Origin of the sequence: Pseudescherichia vulneris (assembly GCF_902164725.1) — a bacterium.
Taxonomy (GTDB): domain Bacteria; phylum Pseudomonadota; class Gammaproteobacteria; order Enterobacterales; family Enterobacteriaceae; genus Pseudescherichia; species Pseudescherichia vulneris.
This window is the reverse complement of sequence record NZ_LR607338.1, coordinates 4157997-4180594: the sequence shown is the minus strand read 5'-3', so window position 1 is coordinate 4180594 and position 22598 is coordinate 4157997. Positions and strand designations below refer to the sequence as shown.

At 58.6% G+C, this 22598-nt stretch carries 22 protein-coding genes, 1 pseudogene and 1 other annotated feature; of the genes and pseudogenes, 15 read left to right on the top strand and 8 right to left on the bottom strand.

Annotation, left to right across the window (positions count from 1 at the left end; translation table 11 throughout):
* The first annotated feature begins 18 nt into the window (after positions 1–18).
* Complete coding sequence (deoD, locus tag FN633_RS17395; protein ID WP_144816295.1) at positions 19–738, top strand: purine-nucleoside phosphorylase; 720 nt, start codon at positions 19–21, stop codon at positions 736–738.
* 80 nt (positions 739–818) lie between these two features.
* Here deoD and lplA read toward each other — a convergent pair whose 3' ends face one another.
* Together lplA and FN633_RS17385 are read right to left on the bottom strand one after the other, a co-directional pair.
* Positions 819–1835 carry a lipoate--protein ligase gene (gene lplA, locus FN633_RS17390; protein ID WP_154058590.1) on the bottom strand — a complete coding sequence of 339 codons (1017 nt, stop codon included), beginning with the start codon at positions 1833–1835 and terminating at the stop codon, positions 819–821.
* A 63-nt stretch (positions 1836–1898) separates the two neighbouring features.
* The gene (locus FN633_RS17385) at positions 1899–2546 is read right to left on the bottom strand and encodes a YtjB family periplasmic protein (RefSeq protein ID WP_103818732.1); all 648 of its coding nucleotides are present in this window, start codon (positions 2544–2546) and stop codon (positions 1899–1901) included.
* 119 nt (positions 2547–2665) lie between these two features.
* Here FN633_RS17385 and serB point away from each other — a divergent pair, with 119 nt between their 5' ends.
* From serB to nadR, 3 genes are read left to right on the top strand one after another with little or no spacing between them, the layout of a single operon-like run.
* Positions 2666–3637: a phosphoserine phosphatase gene (gene serB, locus FN633_RS17380; RefSeq protein WP_154058588.1), complete on the top strand. Its 972-nt coding sequence runs from the start codon at positions 2666–2668 to the stop codon at positions 3635–3637.
* A gap of 10 nt (positions 3638–3647) precedes the next feature.
* Complete coding sequence (radA, locus tag FN633_RS17375) at positions 3648–5030, top strand: DNA repair protein RadA (protein WP_042388226.1); 1383 nt, start codon at positions 3648–3650, stop codon at positions 5028–5030.
* Between the two features lie 35 nt (positions 5031–5065).
* Positions 5066–6298 (top strand): multifunctional transcriptional regulator/nicotinamide-nucleotide adenylyltransferase/ribosylnicotinamide kinase NadR, encoded by a 1233-nt coding sequence (gene nadR, locus FN633_RS17370; RefSeq protein ID WP_154058587.1) that lies wholly within the window; start codon positions 5066–5068, stop codon positions 6296–6298.
* Positions 6299–6329: 31 nt separating this feature from the next.
* On the opposite strand, the gene ettA is transcribed toward nadR, so the two are convergent.
* A complete protein-coding gene (gene ettA, locus FN633_RS17365; RefSeq protein ID WP_154058586.1) occupies positions 6330–7997 on the bottom strand; it encodes an energy-dependent translational throttle protein EttA in 1668 nt (555 codons plus the stop codon).
* A gap of 159 nt (positions 7998–8156) precedes the next feature.
* On the opposite strand from ettA, the gene sltY reads away from it, so the two are divergent.
* Both sltY and trpR read left to right on the top strand, forming a co-directional pair.
* Complete coding sequence (sltY, locus tag FN633_RS17360; protein WP_154058585.1) at positions 8157–10139, top strand: murein transglycosylase; 1983 nt, start codon at positions 8157–8159, stop codon at positions 10137–10139.
* A gap of 53 nt (positions 10140–10192) precedes the next feature.
* Entirely contained in the window at positions 10193–10516 is a 324-nt protein-coding gene (gene trpR / locus FN633_RS17355; RefSeq protein WP_154058584.1) for a trp operon repressor, read from the top strand.
* Here the strand turns inward: trpR and yjjX are convergent.
* Positions 10513–11028: an inosine/xanthosine triphosphatase gene (gene yjjX, locus FN633_RS17350; RefSeq protein ID WP_154058583.1), complete on the bottom strand. Its 516-nt coding sequence runs from the start codon at positions 11026–11028 to the stop codon at positions 10513–10515. The genes trpR and yjjX overlap by 4 nt on opposite strands.
* A 52-nt stretch (positions 11029–11080) precedes the next feature.
* On the opposite strand from yjjX, the gene gpmB reads away from it, so the two are divergent.
* The gene (gene gpmB / locus FN633_RS17345) at positions 11081–11728 is read left to right on the top strand and encodes a 2,3-diphosphoglycerate-dependent phosphoglycerate mutase GpmB (protein WP_154058582.1); all 648 of its coding nucleotides are present in this window, start codon (positions 11081–11083) and stop codon (positions 11726–11728) included.
* Here gpmB and robA read toward each other — a convergent pair.
* The gene (robA, locus tag FN633_RS17340; RefSeq protein ID WP_154058581.1) at positions 11725–12594 is read right to left on the bottom strand and encodes an MDR efflux pump AcrAB transcriptional activator RobA; all 870 of its coding nucleotides are present in this window, start codon (positions 12592–12594) and stop codon (positions 11725–11727) included. The genes gpmB and robA overlap by 4 nt on opposite strands.
* A gap of 210 nt (positions 12595–12804) precedes the next feature.
* Between robA and creA the strand changes: the two genes are divergently transcribed.
* A complete protein-coding gene (creA, locus tag FN633_RS17335) occupies positions 12805–13275 on the top strand; it encodes a protein CreA (RefSeq protein WP_042388210.1) in 471 nt (156 codons plus the stop codon).
* 57 nt (positions 13276–13332) lie between these two features.
* Here the strand turns inward: creA and arcA are convergent, their stop codons facing one another.
* A complete protein-coding gene (gene arcA, locus FN633_RS17330) occupies positions 13333–14049 on the bottom strand; it encodes a two-component system response regulator ArcA (protein WP_154058580.1) in 717 nt (238 codons plus the stop codon).
* A gap of 95 nt (positions 14050–14144) precedes the next feature.
* Between arcA and yjjY the strand changes: the two are divergent.
* The 7 genes and pseudogenes from yjjY (at position 14145) to FN633_RS17295 (ending at position 20937) form a co-directional block, all read left to right on the top strand.
* Positions 14145–14287 (top strand): annotated as a pseudogene (gene yjjY, locus FN633_RS17325) (YjjY family protein).
* A gap of 399 nt (positions 14288–14686) precedes the next feature.
* A complete protein-coding gene (locus FN633_RS17320; RefSeq protein WP_154058579.1) occupies positions 14687–15373 on the top strand; it encodes a tRNA/rRNA methyltransferase in 687 nt (228 codons plus the stop codon).
* A gap of 211 nt (positions 15374–15584) precedes the next feature.
* Complete coding sequence (gene thrL / locus FN633_RS17315; RefSeq protein ID WP_106403891.1) at positions 15585–15650, top strand: thr operon leader peptide; 66 nt, start codon at positions 15585–15587, stop codon at positions 15648–15650.
* Positions 15586–15706, top strand: a sequence feature (Thr leader region). Its footprint overlaps the gene before it by 65 nt.
* 24 nt (positions 15707–15730) lie before the next feature.
* Positions 15731–18193 carry a bifunctional aspartate kinase/homoserine dehydrogenase I gene (gene thrA, locus FN633_RS17310; RefSeq protein ID WP_154058578.1) on the top strand — a complete coding sequence of 821 codons (2463 nt, stop codon included), beginning with the start codon at positions 15731–15733 and terminating at the stop codon, positions 18191–18193.
* A gap of 1 nt (position 18194) precedes the next feature.
* Positions 18195–19124, top strand: coding sequence for a homoserine kinase (gene thrB, locus FN633_RS17305; protein WP_154058577.1), 930 nt, complete (start codon positions 18195–18197; stop codon positions 19122–19124).
* A 3-nt stretch (positions 19125–19127) separates the two neighbouring features.
* Positions 19128–20414, top strand: coding sequence for a threonine synthase (gene thrC, locus FN633_RS17300; RefSeq protein ID WP_042388199.1), 1287 nt, complete (start codon positions 19128–19130; stop codon positions 20412–20414).
* A 226-nt stretch (positions 20415–20640) separates the two neighbouring features.
* Positions 20641–20937 (top strand): DUF2502 domain-containing protein, encoded by a 297-nt coding sequence (locus tag FN633_RS17295; protein ID WP_154058576.1) that lies wholly within the window; start codon positions 20641–20643, stop codon positions 20935–20937.
* Positions 20938–20982: 45 nt separating this feature from the next.
* Here the strand turns inward: FN633_RS17295 and yaaA are convergent, their stop codons facing one another.
* Together yaaA and FN633_RS17285 are read right to left on the bottom strand one after the other, a co-directional pair.
* A complete protein-coding gene (yaaA, locus tag FN633_RS17290; RefSeq protein WP_154058575.1) occupies positions 20983–21756 on the bottom strand; it encodes a peroxide stress protein YaaA in 774 nt (257 codons plus the stop codon).
* Between the two features lie 93 nt (positions 21757–21849).
* A partial coding sequence (locus tag FN633_RS17285) for an alanine:cation symporter family protein (protein ID WP_154058982.1) occupies positions 21850–22598 on the bottom strand: 749 nt, incomplete at its 5' end.

The window sequence follows — 22598 nt, the reverse complement described above, 5'->3', positions numbered from 1 at the left end:
GAATTAAAGGAAATTACGATGGCTACCCCACACATTAACGCCGAGATGGGCGATTTTGCTGACGTTGTGCTGATGCCGGGCGATCCGCTGCGTGCCAAACATATCGCGGAAACCTTCTTTGAAGACGTGCGCGAAGTTAACAACGTGCGCGGGATGCTGGGCTACACCGGCACCTACAAAGGCCGTAAGATCTCCGTGATGGGCCACGGGATGGGTATTCCGTCCTGCTCTATCTACACCAAAGAGCTGATCACCGATTTTGGCGTGAAGAAGATCATCCGCGTAGGCTCCTGCGGCGCGGTACGCGCTGACGTTAAGCTGCGTGACGTGGTGATCGGCATGGGTGCCTGCACCGACTCCAAGGTAAACCGTCTGCGCTTTAAGGATCATGACTTCGCGGCGATTGCCGACTTTGACATGGTGCGCAACGCGGTAGACGCGGCTAAAGCGCTGGGCGTTGACGCACGCGTCGGCAACATCTTCTCTGCCGATCTCTTCTATACGCCGGACCCGACCATGTTCGACGTGATGGAAAAATATGGCATTCTCGGCGTAGAGATGGAAGCGGCTGGGATCTACGGCGTAGCGGCAGAGTTCGGTGCGAAAGCGCTGACTATCTGCACCGTCTCCGACCATATCCGTACCCACGAGCAGACCACCGCTGCTGAACGTCAGACGACCTTCAACGATATGATTAAGATCGCGCTGGAGTCCGTACTGCTGGGCGACAAAGAGTAAGTTTGCTCTTGCCCGGCGGCGCTGGCATGGGCCTACGAAACCTGTAGGCCCGGTAAGCATAGCGCCACCGGGCGTTTCCGTTATCTGACCGCGTTACCCATCCACTCCGCTAGCTCTCGCAGCTCTCTCTCCTGCTCTGGAAAATCCCCTAACAGCGCATCGCACGCCTGCTGCAGACTATCCGCACGATAGGCGCAGCCCTGCAGACGCGCCGCCAGCGCTTCCAACGGGGCCGGGTTCAGGCTATCGGTAAAGATCTGCGCGCGCGTGATATGTCCTCGCTCGACGTCGAAATGCAGCTCAACGCCGCCCCAGGTGAAGCGCTCATCCAGCAGATGGCTGAACGAAGGGGCCTGACCAAAGTTCCACTCCCAGCTGCTCTGGCGGGCAAAGGTGTCGGCAAAGTTCGGCAGATCCGGCGTTCTGTCCGGCGAGATGATCTCTGCCGCGACGCGCTCGCCGTAGTGGGCAAAAAAGGCCTCGGTGACCGCGGCGCAGATCGCCTCATGGGTGATGCCCGGCAGCAGATCGACCAGGTTTGCCACCCGGCCTCGCACCGAAGTAATGCCCTTGGCCTGGAGCTTTTTCTTATCGGGGTTAAGGTAGTTTGCCAGCCGGCTCAGATCGGCATTGAGCAGCAGCGTTCCGTGGTGAAAGCCACGATCCGGCGTCTCGCGATAGGCCGAACCGGAGACCTTGCGGTCGCCCTCTGGCGTTTTGACTACCAGATCGTTACGTCCCGAGGCTTCCGCCGCTACGCCCAGCGCGTTGAGGGCGTTAAGCACAATGCGGGTAGAGATGGTTTTGTCATACTCCGGCTTGCCCGCCATAAAGGTAAAGCAGGTATTACCGAGATCGTGAAACACCGCGCCGCCGCCGCTGCTGCGCCGGGCGAGGCGGACGTTATCCTCCTCCATGCGCCGGGTATTGCACTCTTTCCACGGGTTTTGCGCCCGGCCAATCACCACCGTATCGGCGTTGCGCCACAGAAACAGCACGCGCTGGGTGGCGGGCATCTGACGGAAGATAGACTCCTCTACCGCCAGGTTAAACCAGGGATCGTACGAATCAGAGATAAGCAGACGTAATGTGGACATGGCAGCTTTCCTTTTCTTTATTTGCCCCCATAGTAACGACAAAGCGGCGGGCATGCACACGCGCTACGGCTCTCGCTTCTCGCTCTCGCCCTCTTCCGGTACTGACCGGCTGGCGGTGAGCAGGAAGGGCGATTGCTGCCAGCGGGTACGCTTGCCCTGCAGCAGCGTGCGGGTCAGCACCACGCCAATCGCCAGCGACAGGAGCAGCATCAGGCGGAGGATATTTGTGGTATTATCGACCTGTTTTGCTTCGGTCGGTAGGGTATGGGTGTCGAGCGTCAGACGCAGGTAGCCGAGCGGGCCATTTTTCCCCTGTATGGGTTCAACAATCTGCTGGTTAAAGTAGCCGCCGGCTTTTTTTCCGTCCAGCGCCAGACGGTCGCGGACGTCGACGCTCTCTCCTGAACGCGCAATCAGATCGCCCTGCTCATCGTAGACGCCTGCGTCAAGAATGCGGCTCCCTTCGGTGAGCTGGCGCAGCAGCGCGCTAATGGGCTTTTCGTCTGGCGTTTCGCTGCGCATCAGCGGCGTGAGGTTGAGGGTCACCTGGTGCGCCAGGGTGCGGGCCAGCTCTTCAAACTGCGGGTTACGCGCCCGCTGGTGGCTCTGGCTAAACCACGATGCCCCCTGCATCAGCGCCACCAGCAGGGCGAGGCAGATGAGCACAATCACAGCGCGATGCAGCCGGAATCTCAGTTTTGCGCGAGCCATATTCTTACCTGATGAAAATTTGAGGTTAGCATGTTGCCAGAAGCGATGATTACAGGGTAGCCTCATGCGTTATTTTTACCCGGATGCGTTTGGCCGCACGTGTTTTTACAGGAGCTTTAATGTCTAACAGTTTAACCTGGCGCGACCTGCCCGAAGCCGTCTCTCAGTGGCCTGGGCTGCCGCTCTCTTTAAGCGGCGACGAGGTGATGCCGCTCGATTATCACGCGGGTCGCAGCGGCTGGCTGCTCTATGGCCGCAGCCTGGATAAACAGCGCCTGACGGCGTATCAGCGATCCCTTGGCGCGGCGATGGTGATCGTCGCGGCCTGGTGCGTTGAGGATTACCAGGTGATCCGCCTGGCCGGATCGCTGACGCCGCGGGCGACGCGCCTGGCGCACGATGCCGGTCTGGACGTTGCGCCGCTGGGTAAGATCCCGCACCTGCGCACGCCGGGCCTGCTGGTGATGGACATGGACTCTACCGCGATCCAGATCGAGTGCATCGATGAGATCGCCAAGCTGGCGGGCACCGGTGAGATGGTCGCCGAGGTGACCGAGCGGGCGATGCGCGGCGAGCTGGACTTTACCGCCAGCCTGCGCAGCCGCGTCGGGACCCTCCAGGGGGCGGACGCCAGCATCCTGCACCAGGTGCGTGACGGCCTGCCGCTGATGCCTGGCCTCACCCAGCTGGTGCTGAAGTTAGAGGCCTTAGGCTGGAAGGTGGCTATCGCCTCTGGCGGCTTCACCTTCTTTGCCGACTACCTGCGTGACAGGCTGCACCTGACCGCCGCCGTGGCGAACGAGCTGGAGATTGTCGACGGCAAGCTGACCGGCCACGTCGTGGGTGACATTGTGGATGCGCAGTACAAAGCGGCCACGCTGCTGCGCCTCGCGCAGGAGTACGATATCCCGCTGGCGCAAACCGTCGCGATCGGCGACGGTGCGAACGATCTGCCGATGATCAAAGCGGCAGGGCTGGGGATCGCCTATCACGCGAAACCCAAAGTGAATGAGAAGACGGAAGTCACTATCCGTCACGCTGACCTGATGGGCGTTTTCTGTATCCTGTCGGGCAGCCTGAACCAGAACTAACGAGGTAAACGTGGCGAAAGCTCCAAAACGCGCATTTGTCTGTAATGAATGCGGTGCGGATTATCCGCGCTGGCAGGGGCAGTGCAGCGCCTGTCAAGCCTGGAACACCATCACCGAGGTGCGCGTTGCGGCGTCCCCGACGGTTGCGCGCAACGAGCGGCTGAGCGGCTATGCCGGTAATGCAGGCGTGTCGAAGGTGCAGAAGCTGTCCGAGATTAGCCTTGAAGAGCTGCCGCGCTTCTCCACCGGCTTCAAAGAGTTTGACCGCGTGCTGGGCGGCGGCGTCGTGCCGGGCAGCGCGATCCTGATCGGTGGTAACCCAGGGGCAGGCAAGTCGACGCTGCTGCTGCAAACCCTGTGCAAGCTCTCCGAAAACATGAAGACGCTGTACGTCACCGGGGAGGAGTCACTCCAGCAGGTGGCGATGCGTGCCCATCGCCTGGGGCTGCCGACCACTAACCTGAACATGCTCTCCGAAACCAGCATCGAGCAGATCTGCATGATTGCGGATGAAGAGCTGCCGAAGCTGATGGTTATCGACTCGATCCAGGTGATGCACATGGCGGATATCCAGTCGTCGCCGGGCAGCGTGGCTCAGGTACGTGAGACGGCGGCCTATCTGACGCGCTTCGCCAAGACGCGCGGCGTCGCTATCGTCATGGTCGGTCACGTTACCAAAGATGGTTCGCTGGCCGGGCCGAAGGTGCTGGAGCACTGCATCGACTGTTCGGTGCTGCTGGACGGCGACGCCGACTCGCGCTTCCGTACCCTGCGCAGCCACAAAAACCGCTTCGGTGCGGTGAACGAGCTGGGCGTCTTTGCGATGACCGAGCAGGGCCTGCGCGAGGTCAGCAACCCGTCCGCCATCTTCCTCAGCCGGGGCGACGAAGTCACCTCCGGCAGCTCGGTGATGGTGGTCTGGGAGGGCACGCGTCCGCTGCTGGTCGAGATCCAGGCCCTGGTGGATCAGTCGATGATGGCCAACCCGCGCCGCGTGGCGGTGGGGCTGGAGCAGAACCGGCTGGCGATCCTGCTGGCGGTCCTGCATCGCCACGGCGGATTGCAGATGGCGGATCAGGACGTCTTTGTGAACGTCGTCGGCGGGGTAAAAGTCACCGAGACCAGTGCCGACCTGGCGCTGCTGCTGGCGATGGTCTCCAGCCTGCGCGACCGCCCGCTGCCTGACGATCTGGTGGTGTTTGGCGAAGTAGGGCTGGCGGGGGAGATCCGTCCGGTGCCGAGCGGACAGGAGCGTATCTCCGAGGCGGCGAAGCACGGTTTCCGCCGGGCTATTGTCCCTGCTGCCAACGTACCAAAAAAACCACCGGCCGGGATGCAGGTGTTTGGCGTGAAAAAACTTGCCGATGCGCTAAGCGTATTTGACGACTTATAATTACCACTACGATTTTGCAGGAGGCACCGTAATTTATGTCGTCATTTGACTATCTGAAAACCGCCATCCGCCAGAAGGGCTGCACGTTACAGCAGGTGGCGGAGGCGAGCGGCATGACCAAAGGCTACCTAAGCCAGCTGCTCAACGCCAAGATCAAAAGCCCCAGCGCGCAGAAGCTGGAGGCGCTGCACCGCTTCCTCGGGCTGGCGTTTCCCCGGCAGCAGAAAAACATCGGCGTGGTGTTTGGCAAGTTTTACCCGCTGCACACCGGCCATATCTACCTGCTGCAGCGAGCCTGCAGCCAGGTAGACGAGCTGCATGTCATCATGGGCTACGACGAGACGCGCGATCGGGCGCTGTTCGAAGAGAGCGCCATGTCCCAGCAGCCCACGGTGCCCGATCGCCTGCGCTGGCTGCTACAGACCTTCAAGTATCAGAAAAATATTCGTATCCATGCCTTTAACGAGGAGGGGATGGAGCCTTACCCGCACGGCTGGGACGTGTGGAGTAAAGGGATCAAAGCCTTTATGGATGAGAAGGGGATCCAGCCCAACTGGATCTACACCTCCGAAGAGGCCGATGCCGAGCAGTACGAGAAGCATCTCGATATCGAGACGGTGCTGATCGATCCCAAACGTACCTTTATGAATATCAGCGGCGGGCAGATCCGCGCCAACCCGTTCCGCTACTGGGAGTACATTCCCACCGAGGTGAAACCGTTCTTTGTCCGCACGGTGGCTATCCTCGGCGGCGAGTCGAGCGGCAAGTCGACGCTGGTGAATAAGCTCGCCAACATCTTCAATACCACCAGCGCATGGGAGTACGGACGTGACTATGTCTTCTCCCATCTTGGCGGCGATGAGATGGCCCTCCAGTACTCCGACTACGACAAAATCGCCCTCGGACAGGCCCAGTACATCGACTTCGCGGTGAAGTACGCCAACAAGGTGGCCTTTATCGATACCGATTTCGTGACCACCCAGGCGTTCTGCAAAAAGTATGAGGGGCGCGAGCACCCGTTCGTGCAGGCGCTGATCGACGAGTACCGCTTCGACCTGGTGATCCTGCTGGAGAACAACACCCCGTGGGTCGCCGACGGCCTGCGCAGTCTCGGCAGCTCGGTGGATCGCAAAACCTTTCAGAGCATGCTGATCTCAATGCTTAACGACAACGGGATCGATTTTGTTCACGTCGAAGAGTCAGACTACGACGGGCGTTTCCTGCGCTGCGTGGAGCTGGTGAAAGAGATGATGGGCGAGCAGGGATAAAAAAACGGCCTTCCGAGGAAGGCCGCTTTCATTACTTAGAGATACGTTTGTACTTGATACGCTTAGGCTCCAGCGCATCCGCGCCGAGGGTGCGTTTCTTATACTCTTCGTACTCGGTGAAGTTACCTTCGAAGAACTCCACTTTACCCTCGTCCTGGTAGTCCAGAATGTGGGTAGCGATACGGTCGAGGAACCAACGGTCGTGCGAGATCACCATCGCGCAGCCCGGGAACTCCAGCATGGCGTTTTCCAGCGCGCGCAGGGTTTCGATATCCAGGTCGTTGGTCGGTTCATCGAGCAGCAGCACGTTACCGCCAACCTGCAGCAGCTTGGCCAGGTGCAGACGGCCACGCTCACCGCCGGACAGCTCGCCCACGCGTTTGCCCTGATCGACGCCTTTGAAGTTAAAGCGGCCCACGTAGGCGCGGCTTGGCATTTCGGTGTTGCCGATCTTCATGATATCCAGCCCGCCGGACACTTCTTCCCACACGGTTTTGCTGTTATCCATGGCGTCACGGAACTGATCCACAGAGGCCAGCTTGACGGTTTCACCCAGGGTGATGGTACCGCTGTCAGGCTGTTCCTGACCGGACATCATGCGGAACAGAGTGGATTTACCCGCGCCGTTCGGGCCGATGATGCCGACGATAGCCCCTTTCGGTACTGAGAAGCTCAGATCGTCGATCAGCACGCGGTCGCCGTAGGACTTACGCAGGTTGCTCACCTCAACGACTTTATCCCCCAGACGTGCACCGGGCGGAATAAACAGTTCGTTGGTTTCGTTACGTTTCTGGTATTCGGTGTTGTTCAGCTCTTCAAAGCGTGCCAGACGGGCTTTGCCCTTAGACTGACGGCCTTTGGCACCCTGACGCACCCACTCCAGCTCTTTCTCAATGGATTTACGGCGGGCCGCTTCCTGAGAGGCTTCCTGGGCCAGACGCTGGTCTTTCTGCTCCAGCCAGGAGGAGTAGTTACCCTCCCACGGAATGCCTTCACCACGGTCAAGCTCAAGGATCCAACCGGCAACGTTATCGAGGAAGTAACGGTCGTGGGTAATGGCCACCACGGTGCCTTCGAAGTCGTGCAGGAAGCGTTCCAGCCAGGCCACGGACTCGGCGTCCAGGTGGTTGGTTGGTTCGTCGAGCAGCAGCATGTCTGGCTTTTCCAGCAGCAGACGGCACAGCGCCACGCGGCGGCGTTCACCCCCGGAGAGCTTGTCGACTTTGGCATCCCAGTCCGGCAGGCGCAGGGCGTCAGCCGCGCGCTCCAGCTGCACGTTCAGGTTGTGGCCGTCGTGGGCCTGGATGATCTCTTCAAACTTGCCCTGCTGGGCCGCGAGCTTATCGAAGTCAGCGTCCGGCTCTGCGTATTTGGCGTACACCTCGTCGAGGCCTTTCAGAGCGTTAACCACCTCGGCCACGGCTTCTTCGATGGACTCACGCACGGTGTGCTCTGGGTTCAGCTTCGGCTCCTGCGGCAGGTAGCCGATTTTCAGACCAGGCTGCGGGCGGGCTTCACCTTCGATGTCGGTATCGATGCCGGCCATAATGCGCAGCAGGGTGGACTTACCCGCACCGTTGAGACCGAGGACGCCAATTTTTGCGCCCGGGAAGAAGCTCAGCGAGATATTTTTCAGAATATGACGTTTCGGCGGAACCACTTTGCCGACACGATGCATGGTATAAACGAATTGAGCCACGTTGGACTTCGCCTCTTTTATCGTAATGTGAATGGTACTCAAGTGCGGAGTGTAGCGGTTTTTGTGGTCCAATCCCAGCCAGCTGCGTCACGAGTGTTAAATCAGACCAAAAGTAAAAAAGTGTTCAGCGCGTGGCGAATTACCTTATGCCTGGTTAGCATGAAGGGGTTATGCGCCAACAAATTTATTTCTAAGGAGAAAGTGCCTGTGAATGCTAAACCTGTCGCCTGGCGACTGCTGGCCTTCGGCTGCTGCATGCTGTCGATAAGCGGCCTGGCACGCGCTGACTCACTGGATGAGCAGCGAAACCGCTATGCACAAATCAAGCAGGCGTGGGACAACAAGCAGATGGACGTCGTGGCGCAGCTGATGCCGGAGCTCAAGGACTATCCTCTCTATCCCTATCTGGAGTACCGCCAGATCAACAACGATCTGATGAACCAGCCGGCCATTGCGGTGACCAACTTTGTGCAGGCCAACCCAACGCTGCCCCCCGCCCGTAACCTGAAGTCGCGCTTTGTTAACGAGTTGGCGCGCCGTGAGGACTGGCGCGGCCTGCTGGCGTTTAGCCCGGATAAGCCTGCGACGACCGAAGCGCAGTGCAACTACTACTATGCCAAATGGAACACGGCCCAGCCTGACGCGGCGTGGGAGGGGGCAAAAACGCTGTGGCTGACCGGAAAGAGTCAGCCCAACGCCTGCGACAGGCTGTTTGGGGCCTGGCGCGCCTCCGGCACCCAGGATCCGCTGGCCTTCCTCGAACGCATTCGGCTGGCGATGAAAGCGGGCAATACCCGCCTCGTTCTCCTGCTGGCGAACCAGATGCCCAGCGAATACCAGACCATCTCCAGCGCCATTGTCGATCTGGCAAACGATCCCAACAGCGTGCTGACCTTCGCCCGCACCACCGGCGCGACCGATTTTACCCGGCAGATGGCCCAGGAGGCGTTTGAGAGCGTCGCCCGTCAGGACGTGGAAAACGCGCGCCTGATGATCCCGTCGCTGGTTTCGGCGCAGCAGCTTAATGAGGAGCAGACCCAGGCGCTGCGGGAGATTGTCGTCTGGCGACTGATGGGCAACGACGTCACCGAGGAGCAGGCGCGCTGGCGCGATGATGCCATTATGCGCTCCCAGTCAACGTCGCTGGTAGAGCGCCGGGTACGACTGGCGTTAGGTACAGGCGATCGTCAGGGACTCAATACCTGGCTGGCCCGCCTGCCGATGGAGGCGAAAGAGAAAGAGGAGTGGCGCTACTGGCAGGCGGACCTGCTGCTGGAGCGTGGCCGTGAAGAGGAAGGCAATACCATCCTGCACGATCTGATGCAGAAGCGCGGCTTCTATCCCATGGTTGCCGCGCAGCGCCTGGGCGAAGCGTATCAGCTGAAGATCGACAAGGCGTCAGGCGAGCCGGATCCGCAGCTGGTACAGAGTCCAGAGATGGCGCGGGTGCGTGAGCTCATGTTCTGGGGCCTCGACAACACCGCGCGCAGCGAGTGGGCTAACCTGGTCAGCAGCCGCACGCCGCAACAGCAGGCCCAGCTGGCACGCTACGCCTACGATCGCCAGTGGTGGGATCTCGGCGTGCAGGCGACCATCGCCGGTAAGCTGTGGGATCAGCTGCAGGAGCGTTTCCCGCTGGCCTGGCGCGATCTCTTTGAACGCTATACCAGCGGCAAGGATATTTCCCAGAGCTATGCGATGGCGATTGCCCGCCAGGAGAGCGCCTGGAACCCAAAGGCACGCTCACCGGTTGGGGCAAGCGGTCTGATGCAGGTTATGCCGGGCACGGCAACGCATACGGTGCAGATGTTCAATATTTCGGGCTACAGCGATCCTGCCCAACTGCTGGATCCGCAAACCAATATTGATATCGGCACCAGCTACCTGCAGTACGTCTATAACCAGTTCGGCAATAACCGCATCTTTGCGTCGGCGGCCTATAACGCCGGGCCTGGACGGGTGCGGACCTGGCTTGGCAACAGCGCCGGGCGCATCGACGCGGTGGCGTTTGTGGAGAGTATTCCCTTCTCGGAGACGCGGGGCTACGTGAAAAACGTGCTGGCCTATGATGCCTATTACCGCTACTTCCTGGGGGGGAAACCGACCCTGCTGACCGCCACGGAGTGGGGCCGCCGTTACTGATCCGGCGGTTTGTGTTATGCTGTTGTACTCGTCAACGAGTATGGCAGCCTAACATGACCCAGCAATCCCCTTATTCAGCAGAAGTAGCCGAACAGCGTCATCAGGAGTGGTTGCGCTTTGTCGAACTGCTTCAGCACGCTTACGACCAGGATCTGCACCTGCCGCTGCTTAATTTAATGTTGACCCCCGACGAGCGCGAAGCGCTGGGCACGCGGGTACGCATTATTGAGGAGCTTCTTCGCGGTGAAATGAGCCAGCGGGAGCTTAAAAACGAGCTGGGCACCGGCATCGCCACCATTACCCGTGGCTCTAACAGCCTGAAAGCCGCCCCGCCAGAACTGCGTCTGTGGCTGGAGAAGGCGCTGCTGAAGAACTAGCGGTACGCCGCATGGTGAAACGGGCTGAGGGCCAGGATCACCGCCTGATGGTAGACGCTGCTCCGCGTCAGCACGCCGTGAGTGAAGACGCCGATCGCCCCCTCTTTACGTCCAATCTCATCGATGCCGGTAACCTCTGACATCACCGGCCCCAACGCCTCTCCGGCACGCACGCGGCTCAGTATTGCCGCTGGCAGCGGCAGGGTGGCGGAACGCGCTTCGCCGCGCTGCGCCCGGCTCTCTATTACCACCCAGCTAAAGGTACTGTCCTCATCTATCCCTGCTTCAATGGCCACCCAGAAGTCGGCAGCGGGACGCGCCTGACGGACATTCTCCACGCGATTACGTGCGCCAGCCCGCGTTTCTGTGCTGCCAAGCGGCTGTTCCGGTACGCCGCTCTCGACGGCCACGGACTCGATATGGCAGGATCCTTCGCCGAAAATCTCGTTAAACGCGTGCAGAATAGCCTTAATTTTGGCGGGATTGGTGGTAGCTGAGACAACATGGTGCATAATCTAACCAACTCATATAAAAAATTTCATCGCAGTATAACGGATAAAAAGCATGTTACAGGTATACCTTGTTCGCCACGGTGAAACGCAGTGGAACGCCGAGCGTCGTATTCAGGGGCAGTCAGACAGTCCGCTGACGGCTAAAGGGGAGCAGCAGGCACAGCAGGTGGCCGAGCGCGCGAAAGCGCTGGGGATCACCCACGTTATCGCCAGCGATCTGGGGCGCACGCAGCGCACGGCGGAGATCATTGCCGACTACTGCGGGTGTGAGATTTCGCTGGATGCCCGCCTGCGCGAGCTGGATATGGGCGTGCTGGAACAGCGCCCTATCGATTCGCTGACCGAGGAAGAGGAGCAGTGGCGTCGCCAGCTAGTCAACGGCACGTCCGATGGCCGCATTCCTGAGGGGGAGTCGATGCAGGAGCTGAGCGACCGTATGCATGCGGTGCTGGCCACCTGTCTCGAACTGCCGGAAGGCAGCCGCCCACTGCTGGTCAGTCACGGTATGGCGCTGGGCTGTCTGGTGAGCACCATCCTTGGCCTGCCGGCCTGGGCAGAGCGCCGTCTGCGTCTGCGTAACTGCTCTATCTCACGCATTGATTACCAGCAGAGCCCGTGGCTGGCCTCCGGCTGGGTGGTGGAGACCGCGGGTGACGTTTCGCACCTTGATGCGCCCGCGCTGGACGAGCTACAGCGTTAACGCCGGACAGGGATCAGATATTCGCAGCGAATATACAGCGGCGGCGTCTGGTTCCTGGCTTCATCGCGTGGGAAGAAACGTTCGATATCCAGCCCTTTGCGGCGGGTGAGGTTGAGCATCGGCATACAGGTGCCGTAGACCGTTAAGATAAACTGCTGGAGTCCGGTGCCCGGTCCTTCATAGGTAAACATCACGTACTCTCCGCTCTGCAACACCAGAGGAAAAGCACCTTGCAGATGGCCGTTGGCCATCTCGGGGGTGACCGCTGTGGTGTAGAGCACCTCCTGCTCGTCATCCTTCTCCAGGCTGGGGCGCGGCTCATGCAAACCGTACAGCTCAGCGGGCAGGATAGGTGAGCTGCCTAAAAACTCACGCCAGAACTGGATCCGCATCTCATGCCGGAAGACGGAGATCTCTTCCAGCGAGCAGGTGTAACTCTGGGTGATCCCCATCAGCGGCGTTTCCGGCAGGGTAACAAATTCGTGTTTTGGCAGGGTGAATTCGCCCAAATGCAGCGGCGGACGAATGCCCGACGCGCTCCAGTCAGGAGAGCGGCGATAGAATGCAGGGGTCACGCCAAACTGTTTCTTGAATGCGCGGGTAAAGGTCTGCTGGGAGTCAAAACGATACTGGAGGGCAATATCCAGGATCGGACGGGCGGTCAGGCGCAGCGCCACGGCAGACTTTGAGAGTCGACGTGCGCGGATATAGGCCCCGATTGCCAGACCGGTCACTTCCCTAAACATTCTTTGCAGATGCCACTTGGAATACCCTGCTTTGATCGCCACATTATTCAGAGCCAGCGGTTGATCGAGGTGATCCTCAAGCCAGTCAAGTAGATCGCGAATAATCCCAGCCTGATCCATACAGTATCCTCATCCTTAAAACAGTCGTACCCAATAGCAGGGTTGTGCGAATAATATCATTCCCTGCTATTTTAGCATTCAGTGTTTTTTTTGAGTAAGCGTGCTGTTTTCGTGGGTATTGCTGAAAAAAAATTTAATTGATTGAATTATAAGTATTTATTTTAACAGGCAAAATAGTAACATAACGTAATATTGAGATATGGTAACAATATGAAATACAAGTGCTTAGCAATACTCCTGGCGCTGGGCCTCGTAGGCCAGGCCGCGCAGGCTGAAGAGATTGGGTCAGTTGATACGGTCTTTAAAGTCTTCGGACCGGATCATAAAATTGTGGTGGAAGCCTTTGACGATCCCGATGTTAAAAACGTGACATGCTATATCAGCCGGGCGAAAACCGGCGGTATCAAGGGTGGCTTAGGGCTGGCAGAGGACACCTCCGACGCAGCGATCTCCTGTCAGCAGGTAGGGCCGATTGAGCTGAGTGAGAAGGTGAAGAGCGGGAAAGCCCAGGGAGACGTAGTGTTCCAGAAACGTACCTCGCTGGTCTTCAAGAAGCTCCAGGTGGTACGTTTCTACGACGCGAAGCGCAACACGCTAGCCTACCTTGCCTACTCCGATAAGGTCGTGGAAGGATCGCCGAAGAACGCATTAAGCGCCGTGCCGATTATGCCGTGGCATTGATCGTAGGCCAAGAGAGAATGTAGGCCGGGTAAGCGCAGCGCCACCCGGCGTTACATCTTATTCCTGCAGATCGCCGCAGAAGCGGTAGCCTTCGCCATGAATGGTGGCGATGATCTCCGGCGTATCCGGCGTTGATTCGAAGTGTTTACGAATGCGGCGGATAGTCACGTCAACGGTACGATCGTGCGGCTTCAGCTCGCGACCGGTCATCTTCTTCAGCAGATCGGCACGGGTCTGGATCTTGCCCGGGTTTTCGCAGAAGTGCAGCATGGCGCGAAACTCGCTGCGCGGCAGCTTGTACTGGTCACCGTTCGGGCTAATCAGCGAGCGGCTGTTGATATCCAGCTCCCAGCCGTTGAATTTATAGCTGTCGACGCTGCGGCGCTCTTCGCTTACCGTGCCCAGGTTCATGGTACGGGAGAGGAGGTTGCGCGCGCGGATGGTCAGCTCGCGTGGGTTAAACGGTTTGGTGATGTAATCATCCGCGCCAATCTCGAGGCCGAGGATCTTATCGACTTCGTTATCACGGCCTGTCAGGAACATCAGGGCCACGTCTGCCTGTTCGCGCAGCTCACGCGCCAGCAGCAGGCCATTTTTGCCCGGCAGGTTGATATCCATGATCACCAGGTTGATATCGTTATCAGAAAGAATCTGATGCATTTCAGCGCCATCAGTCGCTTCAAAGACATCGTATCCTTCTGCTTCGAAAATGCTCTTCAACGTGTTGCGTGTTACCAACTCGTCTTCAACAATAAGAATGTGCGGGGTCTGCATGTTTGCTACCTAAATTGCCAACTAAATCGAAACAGGAAGTACAAAAGTCCCTGACCTGCCTGATGCATGTCGCAAATTAACATGAACGGCGTAACATGACTAAAGTACGTAATGGCGTTCTTGATGCACTTTCCATCAACGTCAACAACATCATTAGCTTGGTCGTGGGCACACACTCCCTTTGGACCCGACAGTGTCAAAAACGGTTGTCATCCTACCCATTTTAACAGCAACATAACAGGTTAAGACGCACCGGACACCCAATAAAACTACGGTTGGTTGACATATATCAAGTTCAATTGTAGCACGTTAACAGTTTGATGAAATCATCGCATCTTATTACTAGCGTTTATAACATCTTTTCAATAAACAGATAGTTACAGTCGTTAATTAATGAATTTGCTGAATCCACCGCTGAATGGTGCTCTTCAGGCAGATTATCATGCGTAACATAGGGATAATTCTGTTCTGTTAACATACTGGCACATAATTACCCCAGTAAACAGTGTAGTAATTTTTAAGCTTTACCTGATGCAAATTCAGTGATTCCTGTTACGTTTTTGTAAATTTGTGATGCGTAATAACTTGATGTTGATTGCGTTTTTAGCCCGCCATCGGGCACACCAGAGAGTAACCCATGCATGTATCAATAGTACTCGTTTCACCCGCCAGGCCTGAAAATGTTGGCGCGGCGGCCCGGGCCATGAAGACCATGGGCTTTAGCGATCTGCGCGTTGTAGACAGCGAAGCCCACCGGCAGGAGGGCGCGCGCTGGGTAGCCCACGGCTCCGGTGATATAATTGATAACGCAAGGTTTTTCCCCACGCTCGCTGACGCCCTGGCCGATATCGATTTTACGGTGGCTACCACCGCCCGCAGCCGGGCAAAGTTCCACTACTACGCCACGCCCGCTGAACTGTTACCGCTAATGCAGGAGAAGAGCCAGTGGATGGAACGCGCCGCGCTGGTGTTTGGCCGGGAAGATTCGGGTTTGACCAATGAGGAGTTAGCCCTGGCTGACGTTCTTACCGGTGTACCCATGGTCGCCGATTATCCGTCGCTGAATCTTGGACAGGCCGTGATGGTTTACTGCTACCAGTTAGCATCGTTAATGCAACAGCGTAATGAACCGGTTGTGGTTCAGAGTGAAGAGCAGCTCAAGGCGCTGCGTCTGCGGGCACAATCGCTGCTGGGGACGCTGGGCGTGGCGGATGACGTCAAACTAGCCGACTGGCTGGATCAGCGGCTGGGTCTGTTTGCGCAGCGGGACACCGCGATGCTGCACCGTTTGCTGCACGATATCGAAAAAAAACTCGCAGAGTAAAATGCTGCCATATTTTTTTATTATGGTAAAAGATGCGGATATCGCTTTTTCCTCCGGTGAGAGTGCGGAGGAAAGTGCGGCCAGCGCAGCGCGACCTGCGAAGGCGATGAAAAGGGCAAAAAGCAGAAATTCATTGACTCAGGCGGGGATATACTTTAACCGTATAGCTATACAAGACAGACAGATAAAAATGACAGAGCACACAACATCCATGAATCGCATCAGCACGCTGACAATTATTACCACCACCATTACCACAGGTAACGGTGCGGGCTGACGCGTACAGGAAACACAGAAAAAAGCCCGCACCTGAACAGTGCGGGCTTTTTTTTCGAGCAAAAATCAAGGGGTAATACCATGCGAGTGTTGAAGTTCGGCGGTACGTCAGTGGCAAATGCAGAACGTTTTCTGCGTGTTGCCGAGATTCTGGAGAGCAATGCCAGGCAGGGGCAGGTTGCAACCGTGCTGTCTGCCCCGGCCAAAATTACCAATCACCTGGTGGCGATGATTGAAAAGACCATCGGGGGCCAGGATGCCGTACCCAACATCAGCGACGCAGAGCACATTTTTGCCGACCTGCTTGCAGGCCTGGCCGAGGTTCAGCCCGGTTTCCCCCTTGCCCGGCTGAAACAGCAGGTTGAGCACGAGTTCGCACAAATCAAACACGTTCTCCATGGCATCGCCCTGCTGGGCCAGTGCCCGGACAGCATCAACGCCGCCATCATCTGCCGGGGAGAGAAGCTCTCCATCGCGATTATGGCCGGGCTGCTGGAAGCCAGGGGGCATAAGGTCTCAGTGATCGATCCGGTAGAAAAGCTGCTCGCCGCAGGCCACTACCTCGAATCTACCGTGGATATCGCCGAATCCACCCGCCGCATCGCCGCCAGCCAGATCCCCGCAAACCATATGATCCTGATGGCCGGCTTCACCGCGGGCAATGAGAAGGGCGAGCTGGTGGTGCTGGGGCGCAACGGCTCCGACTACTCTGCCGCCGTGCTGGCCGCCTGCCTGCGCGCCGACTGCTGTGAAATCTGGACCGACGTTGACGGGGTCTACACCTGCGATCCGCGTCAGGTGCCCGATGCCCGACTGCTGAAGTCCATGTCTTACCAGGAGGCGATGGAGCTCTCCTACTTCGGCGCAAAGGTGCTGCACCCACGCACCATTACCCCTATCGCCCAGTTCCAGATCCCGTGCCTGATTAAAAATACCGGTAACCCGCAGGCGCCCGGTACGCTGATCGGGCCGACTTCAGACGACGACGGCCTGCCGGTGAAGGGCATCTCTAACCTCAATAACATGGCGATGTTCAGCGTCTCCGGCCCCGGTATGAAAGGCATGGTCGGGATGGCGGCGCGGGTGTTTGCCACTATGTCACGCGCCGGGATCTCGGTAGTGCTGATCACCCAGTCCTCGTCCGAGTACAGCATCAGCTTCTGCGTGCCGCAGGCCGACTGCGCCCGCGCGCGCCGGACGCTGGGGGATGAGTTCTACCTTGAGCTGAAAGAGGGGCTGCTGGAGCCGCTGGCGGTCATGGAGCGACTGGCGATTATCTCGGTGGTCGGCGACGGCATGCGTACCCTGCGCGGCATCTCGGCTAAATTCTTCGCCGCGCTGGCCCGCGCCAATATCAACATCGTGGCGATCGCCCAGGGCTCGTCCGAACGTTCCATCTCGGTGGTGGTCAGCAACGACGATGCCACGACCGGCGTGCGCGTCACCCATCAGATGCTGTTCAACACCGACCAGGTGATTGAGGTCTTCGTGATTGGCGTCGGCGGCGTCGGCGGCGCGCTGCTGGAGCAGCTCAAGCGTCAGCAGAGCTGGCTGAAGGGCAAGCATATCGATCTGCGGGTCTGCGGCGTAGCCAATTCAAAGGCGCTGCTGACTAACGTGCACGGCCTGAACCTGGATAACTGGCAGGCGGAGCTGGCGGAGGCGAAAGAGCCGTTCAACCTGGGCAGGCTGATCCGCCTGGTCAAAGAGTACCATCTGCTCAACCCGGTTATCGTGGACTGTACCTCCAACCAGGCGGTGGCCGATCAGTACGCCGACTTCCTGCGCGAAGGCTTCCACGTGGTCACGCCGAACAAGAAAGCCAACACCTCGTCGATGGCCTACTACCACCAGCTGCGCCATGCCGCCGCCGGGTCGCGCCGCAAGTTCCTCTACGACACCAACGTTGGGGCAGGGCTGCCGGTGATTGAAAACCTGCAAAACCTGCTTAACGCGGGCGATGAGCTACAGCGTTTTTCTGGGATCCTTTCCGGATCGTTGTCCTTTATTTTCGGTAAGCTGGACGAAGGCATGAGCCTCTCGCAAGCGACCGGGATCGCACGGGATCTGGGCTATACCGAGCCGGATCCGCGGGACGATCTCTCCGGCATGGACGTGGCGCGCAAGCTGCTGATCCTCGCCCGCGAGACGGGGCGCGAGCTGGAACTGACGGATATCGTTATCGAGCCGGTGCTGCCGGCCGGCTTTGACGACAGCGGCGACGTAAACAGCTTTATGGCCCGCCTGCCGCAGCTTGACGACGCCTTTGCCGCTCGGGTGGCGAAAGCGCGCGATGAGGGCAACGTACTGCGCTACGTGGGAAATATCGAAGCGGATGGCGTCTGCCGGGTGAAGATCGCCGAGGTAGACGGTAACGATCCGCTTTATAAAGTGAAAAACGGTGAGAACGCGCTGGCGTTCTACAGCCACTACTACCAACCGCTGCCGCTGGTGCTGCGCGGTTACGGTGCGGGCAACGATGTGACGGCGGCAGGCGTTTTTGCCGATCTGCTGCGCACCCTCTCATGGAAGTTAGGAGTTTAACATGGTGAAAGTGTATGCCCCGGCCTCCAGCGCTAATATGAGCGTTGGCTTCGATGTGCTTGGGGCGGCGGTAACGCCGGTGGATGGCTCCCTGCTGGGCGACGTGGTCACGGTGGAGGCGGCCGATCGTTTTAGCCTGCACAACCTGGGGCGCTTTGCGGATAAGCTGCCCCCGGAGCCGCGGGAAAATATTGTCTATCAGTGCTGGGAGCGTTTTTGCCAGGAGCTGAATAAAACCATTCCGGTGACCATGACGCTGGAAAAAAATATGCCGATTGGCTCGGGGCTCGGCTCCAGCGCCTGCTCCGTGGTCGCCGCGCTGATGGCGATGAACGAGCACTGTGGCAAGCCGCTGAACGATACACGCCTGCTGGCGCTGATGGGCGAGCTGGAGGGACGCATCTCCGGCAGCATCCATTACGATAATGTGGCCCCCTGTTTCCTCGGCGGCATGCAGCTGATGATCGAAGAGAACGGCATTATCAGCCAGCAGGTGCCAGGCTTTGATGAGTGGTTGTGGGTGCTGGCCTATCCAGGGATCAAGGTCTCCACGGCCGAGGCACGGGCAATTTTACCCGCACAGTATCGCCGTCAGGACTGCATTGCCCATGGCCGACATCTGGCCGGGTTTATTCACGCCTGCTACTCTCGCCAGCCGCAGCTGGCCGCGAAGCTGATGAAAGACGTGATTGCCGAGCCGTACCGTGCCCGCCTGCTGCCGGGCTTTAAAGAGGCGCGTCAGGCGGTGGCAGAGATTGGCGCGCTGGCGAGCGGTATCTCCGGATCGGGGCCGACGCTGTTCGCGCTCTGCGACCGACCGGACACCGCGCAGCGCGTAGCAGACTGGTTGAGTAAACACTATCTGCAGAATCAGGAAGGCTTCGTTCATATTTGCCAGCTGGATACAGCGGGCGCACGCGTACTGGGATAATTAATGAAACTCTACAACCTTAAAGATCATAACGAGCAGGTCTCCTTTGCCCAGGCGGTAACGCAGGGGCTGGGTAAACAGCAGGGGCTATTCTTCCCTCACGATCTGCCCGAGTTCAACCTGACCGAAATCGACGAGATGCTGGAGCAGGATTTCGTCAGCCGTAGCGCAAAGATCCTCGCCGCCTTTATTGGCGATGAGATCCCACAGGAGCTGCTGGAGGAGCGCGTGCGTGCGGCCTTTACCTTCCCCGCCCCGGTGAGCAAGGTTGAGGAAGACATCGGCTGCCTGGAGCTGTTCCACGGCCCAACGCTGGCGTTTAAAGACTTTGGCGGCCGCTTTATGGCGCAGATGCTGACCCACATCAGCGGCGACAAGCCAGTCACCATCCTGACCGCGACCTCTGGCGATACCGGCGCAGCCGTGGCGCACGCCTTCTATGGCCTGAAAAACGTCCGCGTGGTGATCCTCTACCCGCAGGGCAAAATCAGCCCGCTACAGGAGAAACTCTTCTGTACGTTGGGGGGCAACATCGAGACGGTAGCGATCGACGGCGACTTTGATGCCTGTCAGGCACTGGTTAAGCAGGCCTTTGATGATGAAGAGCTGAAGCAGGCCCTGGGGCTGAACTCGGCAAACTCCATCAACATCAGCCGCCTGCTGGCGCAGATCTGCTACTACTTCGAGGCGGTGGCGCAGCTGCCGCAGGAAGCGCGCAACCAGCTGGTGATCTCTGTACCCAGCGGAAACTTCGGCGATCTCACCGCTGGCCTGCTGGCGAAATCGCTGGGGCTGCCGGTGAAGCGCTTTATTGCCGCCACTAACGCCAACGACACCGTGCCACGCTTCCTGAAGGCAGGGGAGTGGAGCCCGAATGTGACCCAGGCGACGCTCTCCAACGCCATGGACGTCAGCCAGCCGAACAACTGGCCGCGTGTGGAGGAGCTGTTCCGCCGTAAGATCTGGCGTCTGAACGAGCTGGGCTACGCCGCCATCGACGATGAGGTGACCAAAGCCACCATGCTGGAGCTGAAAGAGAAGGGATATCTCTCCGAGCCGCACGCGGCAGTGGCCTACCGCGCCCTGCGCGACCAGCTGCATCCGGGCGAGTACGGGCTGTTCCTCGGCACCGCGCATCCGGCGAAATTCAAAGAGAGCGTCGAGGCGATCCTTGGCGATACGCTGGATCTGCCTGCCGCGCTGGCTGAGCGCGCCGAGCTGCCGCTGCTCTCTCACAGCTTGCCTGCTGATTTTGCTGCCCTGCGCGCGCTGATGATGCAAAAAGCATAAAGATTGTTGCTGTCTCTGTAGGCCCGGTAAGGCGTTGCCGCCACCGGGCTTTTTTACATTCAAATGTGCAGGAAAAAAGGAGAAATATTGCAGAGAAAAAGTAGAAATTCCCAATAAATGCGGTCACTTACAGATTAGGATTGCAGAGAATAACAACGCGATAACAGATTGCGTAATCTCTTTACATCAGCCCGTAACGGGCCAAAAAAGAAGTAAGGAGTTACCCATGTTGAAGCCCATTTTAAAACCTCTGATCCTCGCCCTCTCTATGCTGACCGTTGTCCCAATGGCGGCCCAGGCGGCCGAACTTACCCTGCTACCGTCGGTGAAACTGCAGATTGGCGATCGCGACAACAGCGGCAACTACTGGGACGGCGGCCACTGGCGTGACCACGGCTACTGGAAAAAACACTACGAGTGGCGCGAAAACCGCTGGCAGCCGCATGGGCCGGACCGTCGTGACTTTGATCATCACGACAACGGCCACCATCGCGGCCACGGCCCGGACCGTCACCACCACTGATAATGGCTGCGTCGCGGGGGGCATTACGCGCTCGCGGCGCGGCTTTTAACGTTCGCTACGCTTAAAGACCAGCTCGTTCTTTTTCGACATCTCTTCATCAAAGACGTAGCCATCCACGTCAAACGCCTGAAGCTGCTCCGGCGTCGTCAGGCGGTTTTCAATGATGTAGCGGCTCATCAGCCCGCGCGCTTTCTTGGCATAGAAGCTAATTACCTTAAAGGCACCGTTTTTCTCATCGAGGAATACCGGTTTTACGATCTCGCCAGCAAGCTGTTTCGGCTTCACCGCCCGGAAGTACTCATCCGACGCCAGGTTAACGATAATGTTATCGCCCTGCGCCGCCAGCGCTTCGTTGAGCGTGTGGGTGATGGTCTCTCCCCAGAACTGATACAGATCGCTGCCTTTCGGGTTCTGCAGGCGAATGCCCATCTCCAGACGGTAGGGCTGCATCAGATCGAGCGGGCGCAGCACGCCGTAGAGGCCTGAGAGCATCCGCAGATGCTGCTGGGCAAAGGTAAAATCATCGTCGCTGAAGGTCTCGGCCTGCATACCAGCATAGACATCGCCCTTAAAGGCGAGGATAGCCTGACGGGCGTTGTCGGGCGTGAAGTCTGGCTGCCAGTCGTGAAAGCGCGTGGCGTTAAGATCGGCCAGCTTATCGCTGATGCCCATCAGCGTCTTGATTTGCGGCGCAGAGAGCTGGCGGGCAACGTCAATCAACTGCTGGGCATGATCCAACAGCACCGGCTGCGTATAGCGCTGGGTGGCCAGCGGGCTTTGGTAATCCAGCGTCTTGGCCGGTGAAATCAGAATCAGCATGTCCACTCCTCAGGGAAATATGCGCAGACTGTCGCAAAAAACGGACTTTAGCAAAAAAAGCGCCTGCGTTGATCGATAGTTGTGATTGCTCGCCTAGCGGTCCTGCAGATTATCCCATGCGCCGGGTGCCAGCTGGCGTTGGATCTCTGGGTAACGTTGAGGATTAAACACTGGTCGCACCCCCAGCCTGCGCTGGCGTAGATAGTCATTGGCGATAATCCGCACCACCGGCGACAGGAGCAGGATGGCGCTGAGATTAACAATCGCCATCAGCGCCATCAACATGTCTGCCAGCTGCCAGACCATCGGCAGGCTCAGCAGCGATCCGGTCATCACCATCAACAGCGTGCCGCCTCGCATCAGCCAGAGGTTGCGCTTGCTGTGCAGGCGCAGAAAGATCAGATTATTTTCAGCATAGATGTAGTTCACCACGATAGTGGTAAAGGCAAACAGCACGGTAATAATGGCAACGAACCCGGCGGCCCAGTTGCCGGTCAGGGAGACCATCGCCTGCTGCACCAGCTCAATGCCGTTGAGGGAGGTATGCGCCGCCGACTCGTTGGCGAGCAGAACAATGAGCGCGCTGGCGGTACAGACGACGAGGGTATCGGTAAAGACGCCAATCATCTGTACAGGCCCCTGTGCGGCCGGGTGGGGAGGCCACGATGCCGCCGCTGCCGCGGCATTGGGTGTGGTGCCCATTCCCGCTTCGTGCGACAGCATGCCGCGCTGAAAGCCGCTGGTCAGGGCCTGGCTGACGGTGTAGCCGAGCGCGCCCGCTGCCGCTTCGTGCCAGCCGAAAGCGCCACGGAAGATGGCACTGACGATGCCGGGCAGCTGCT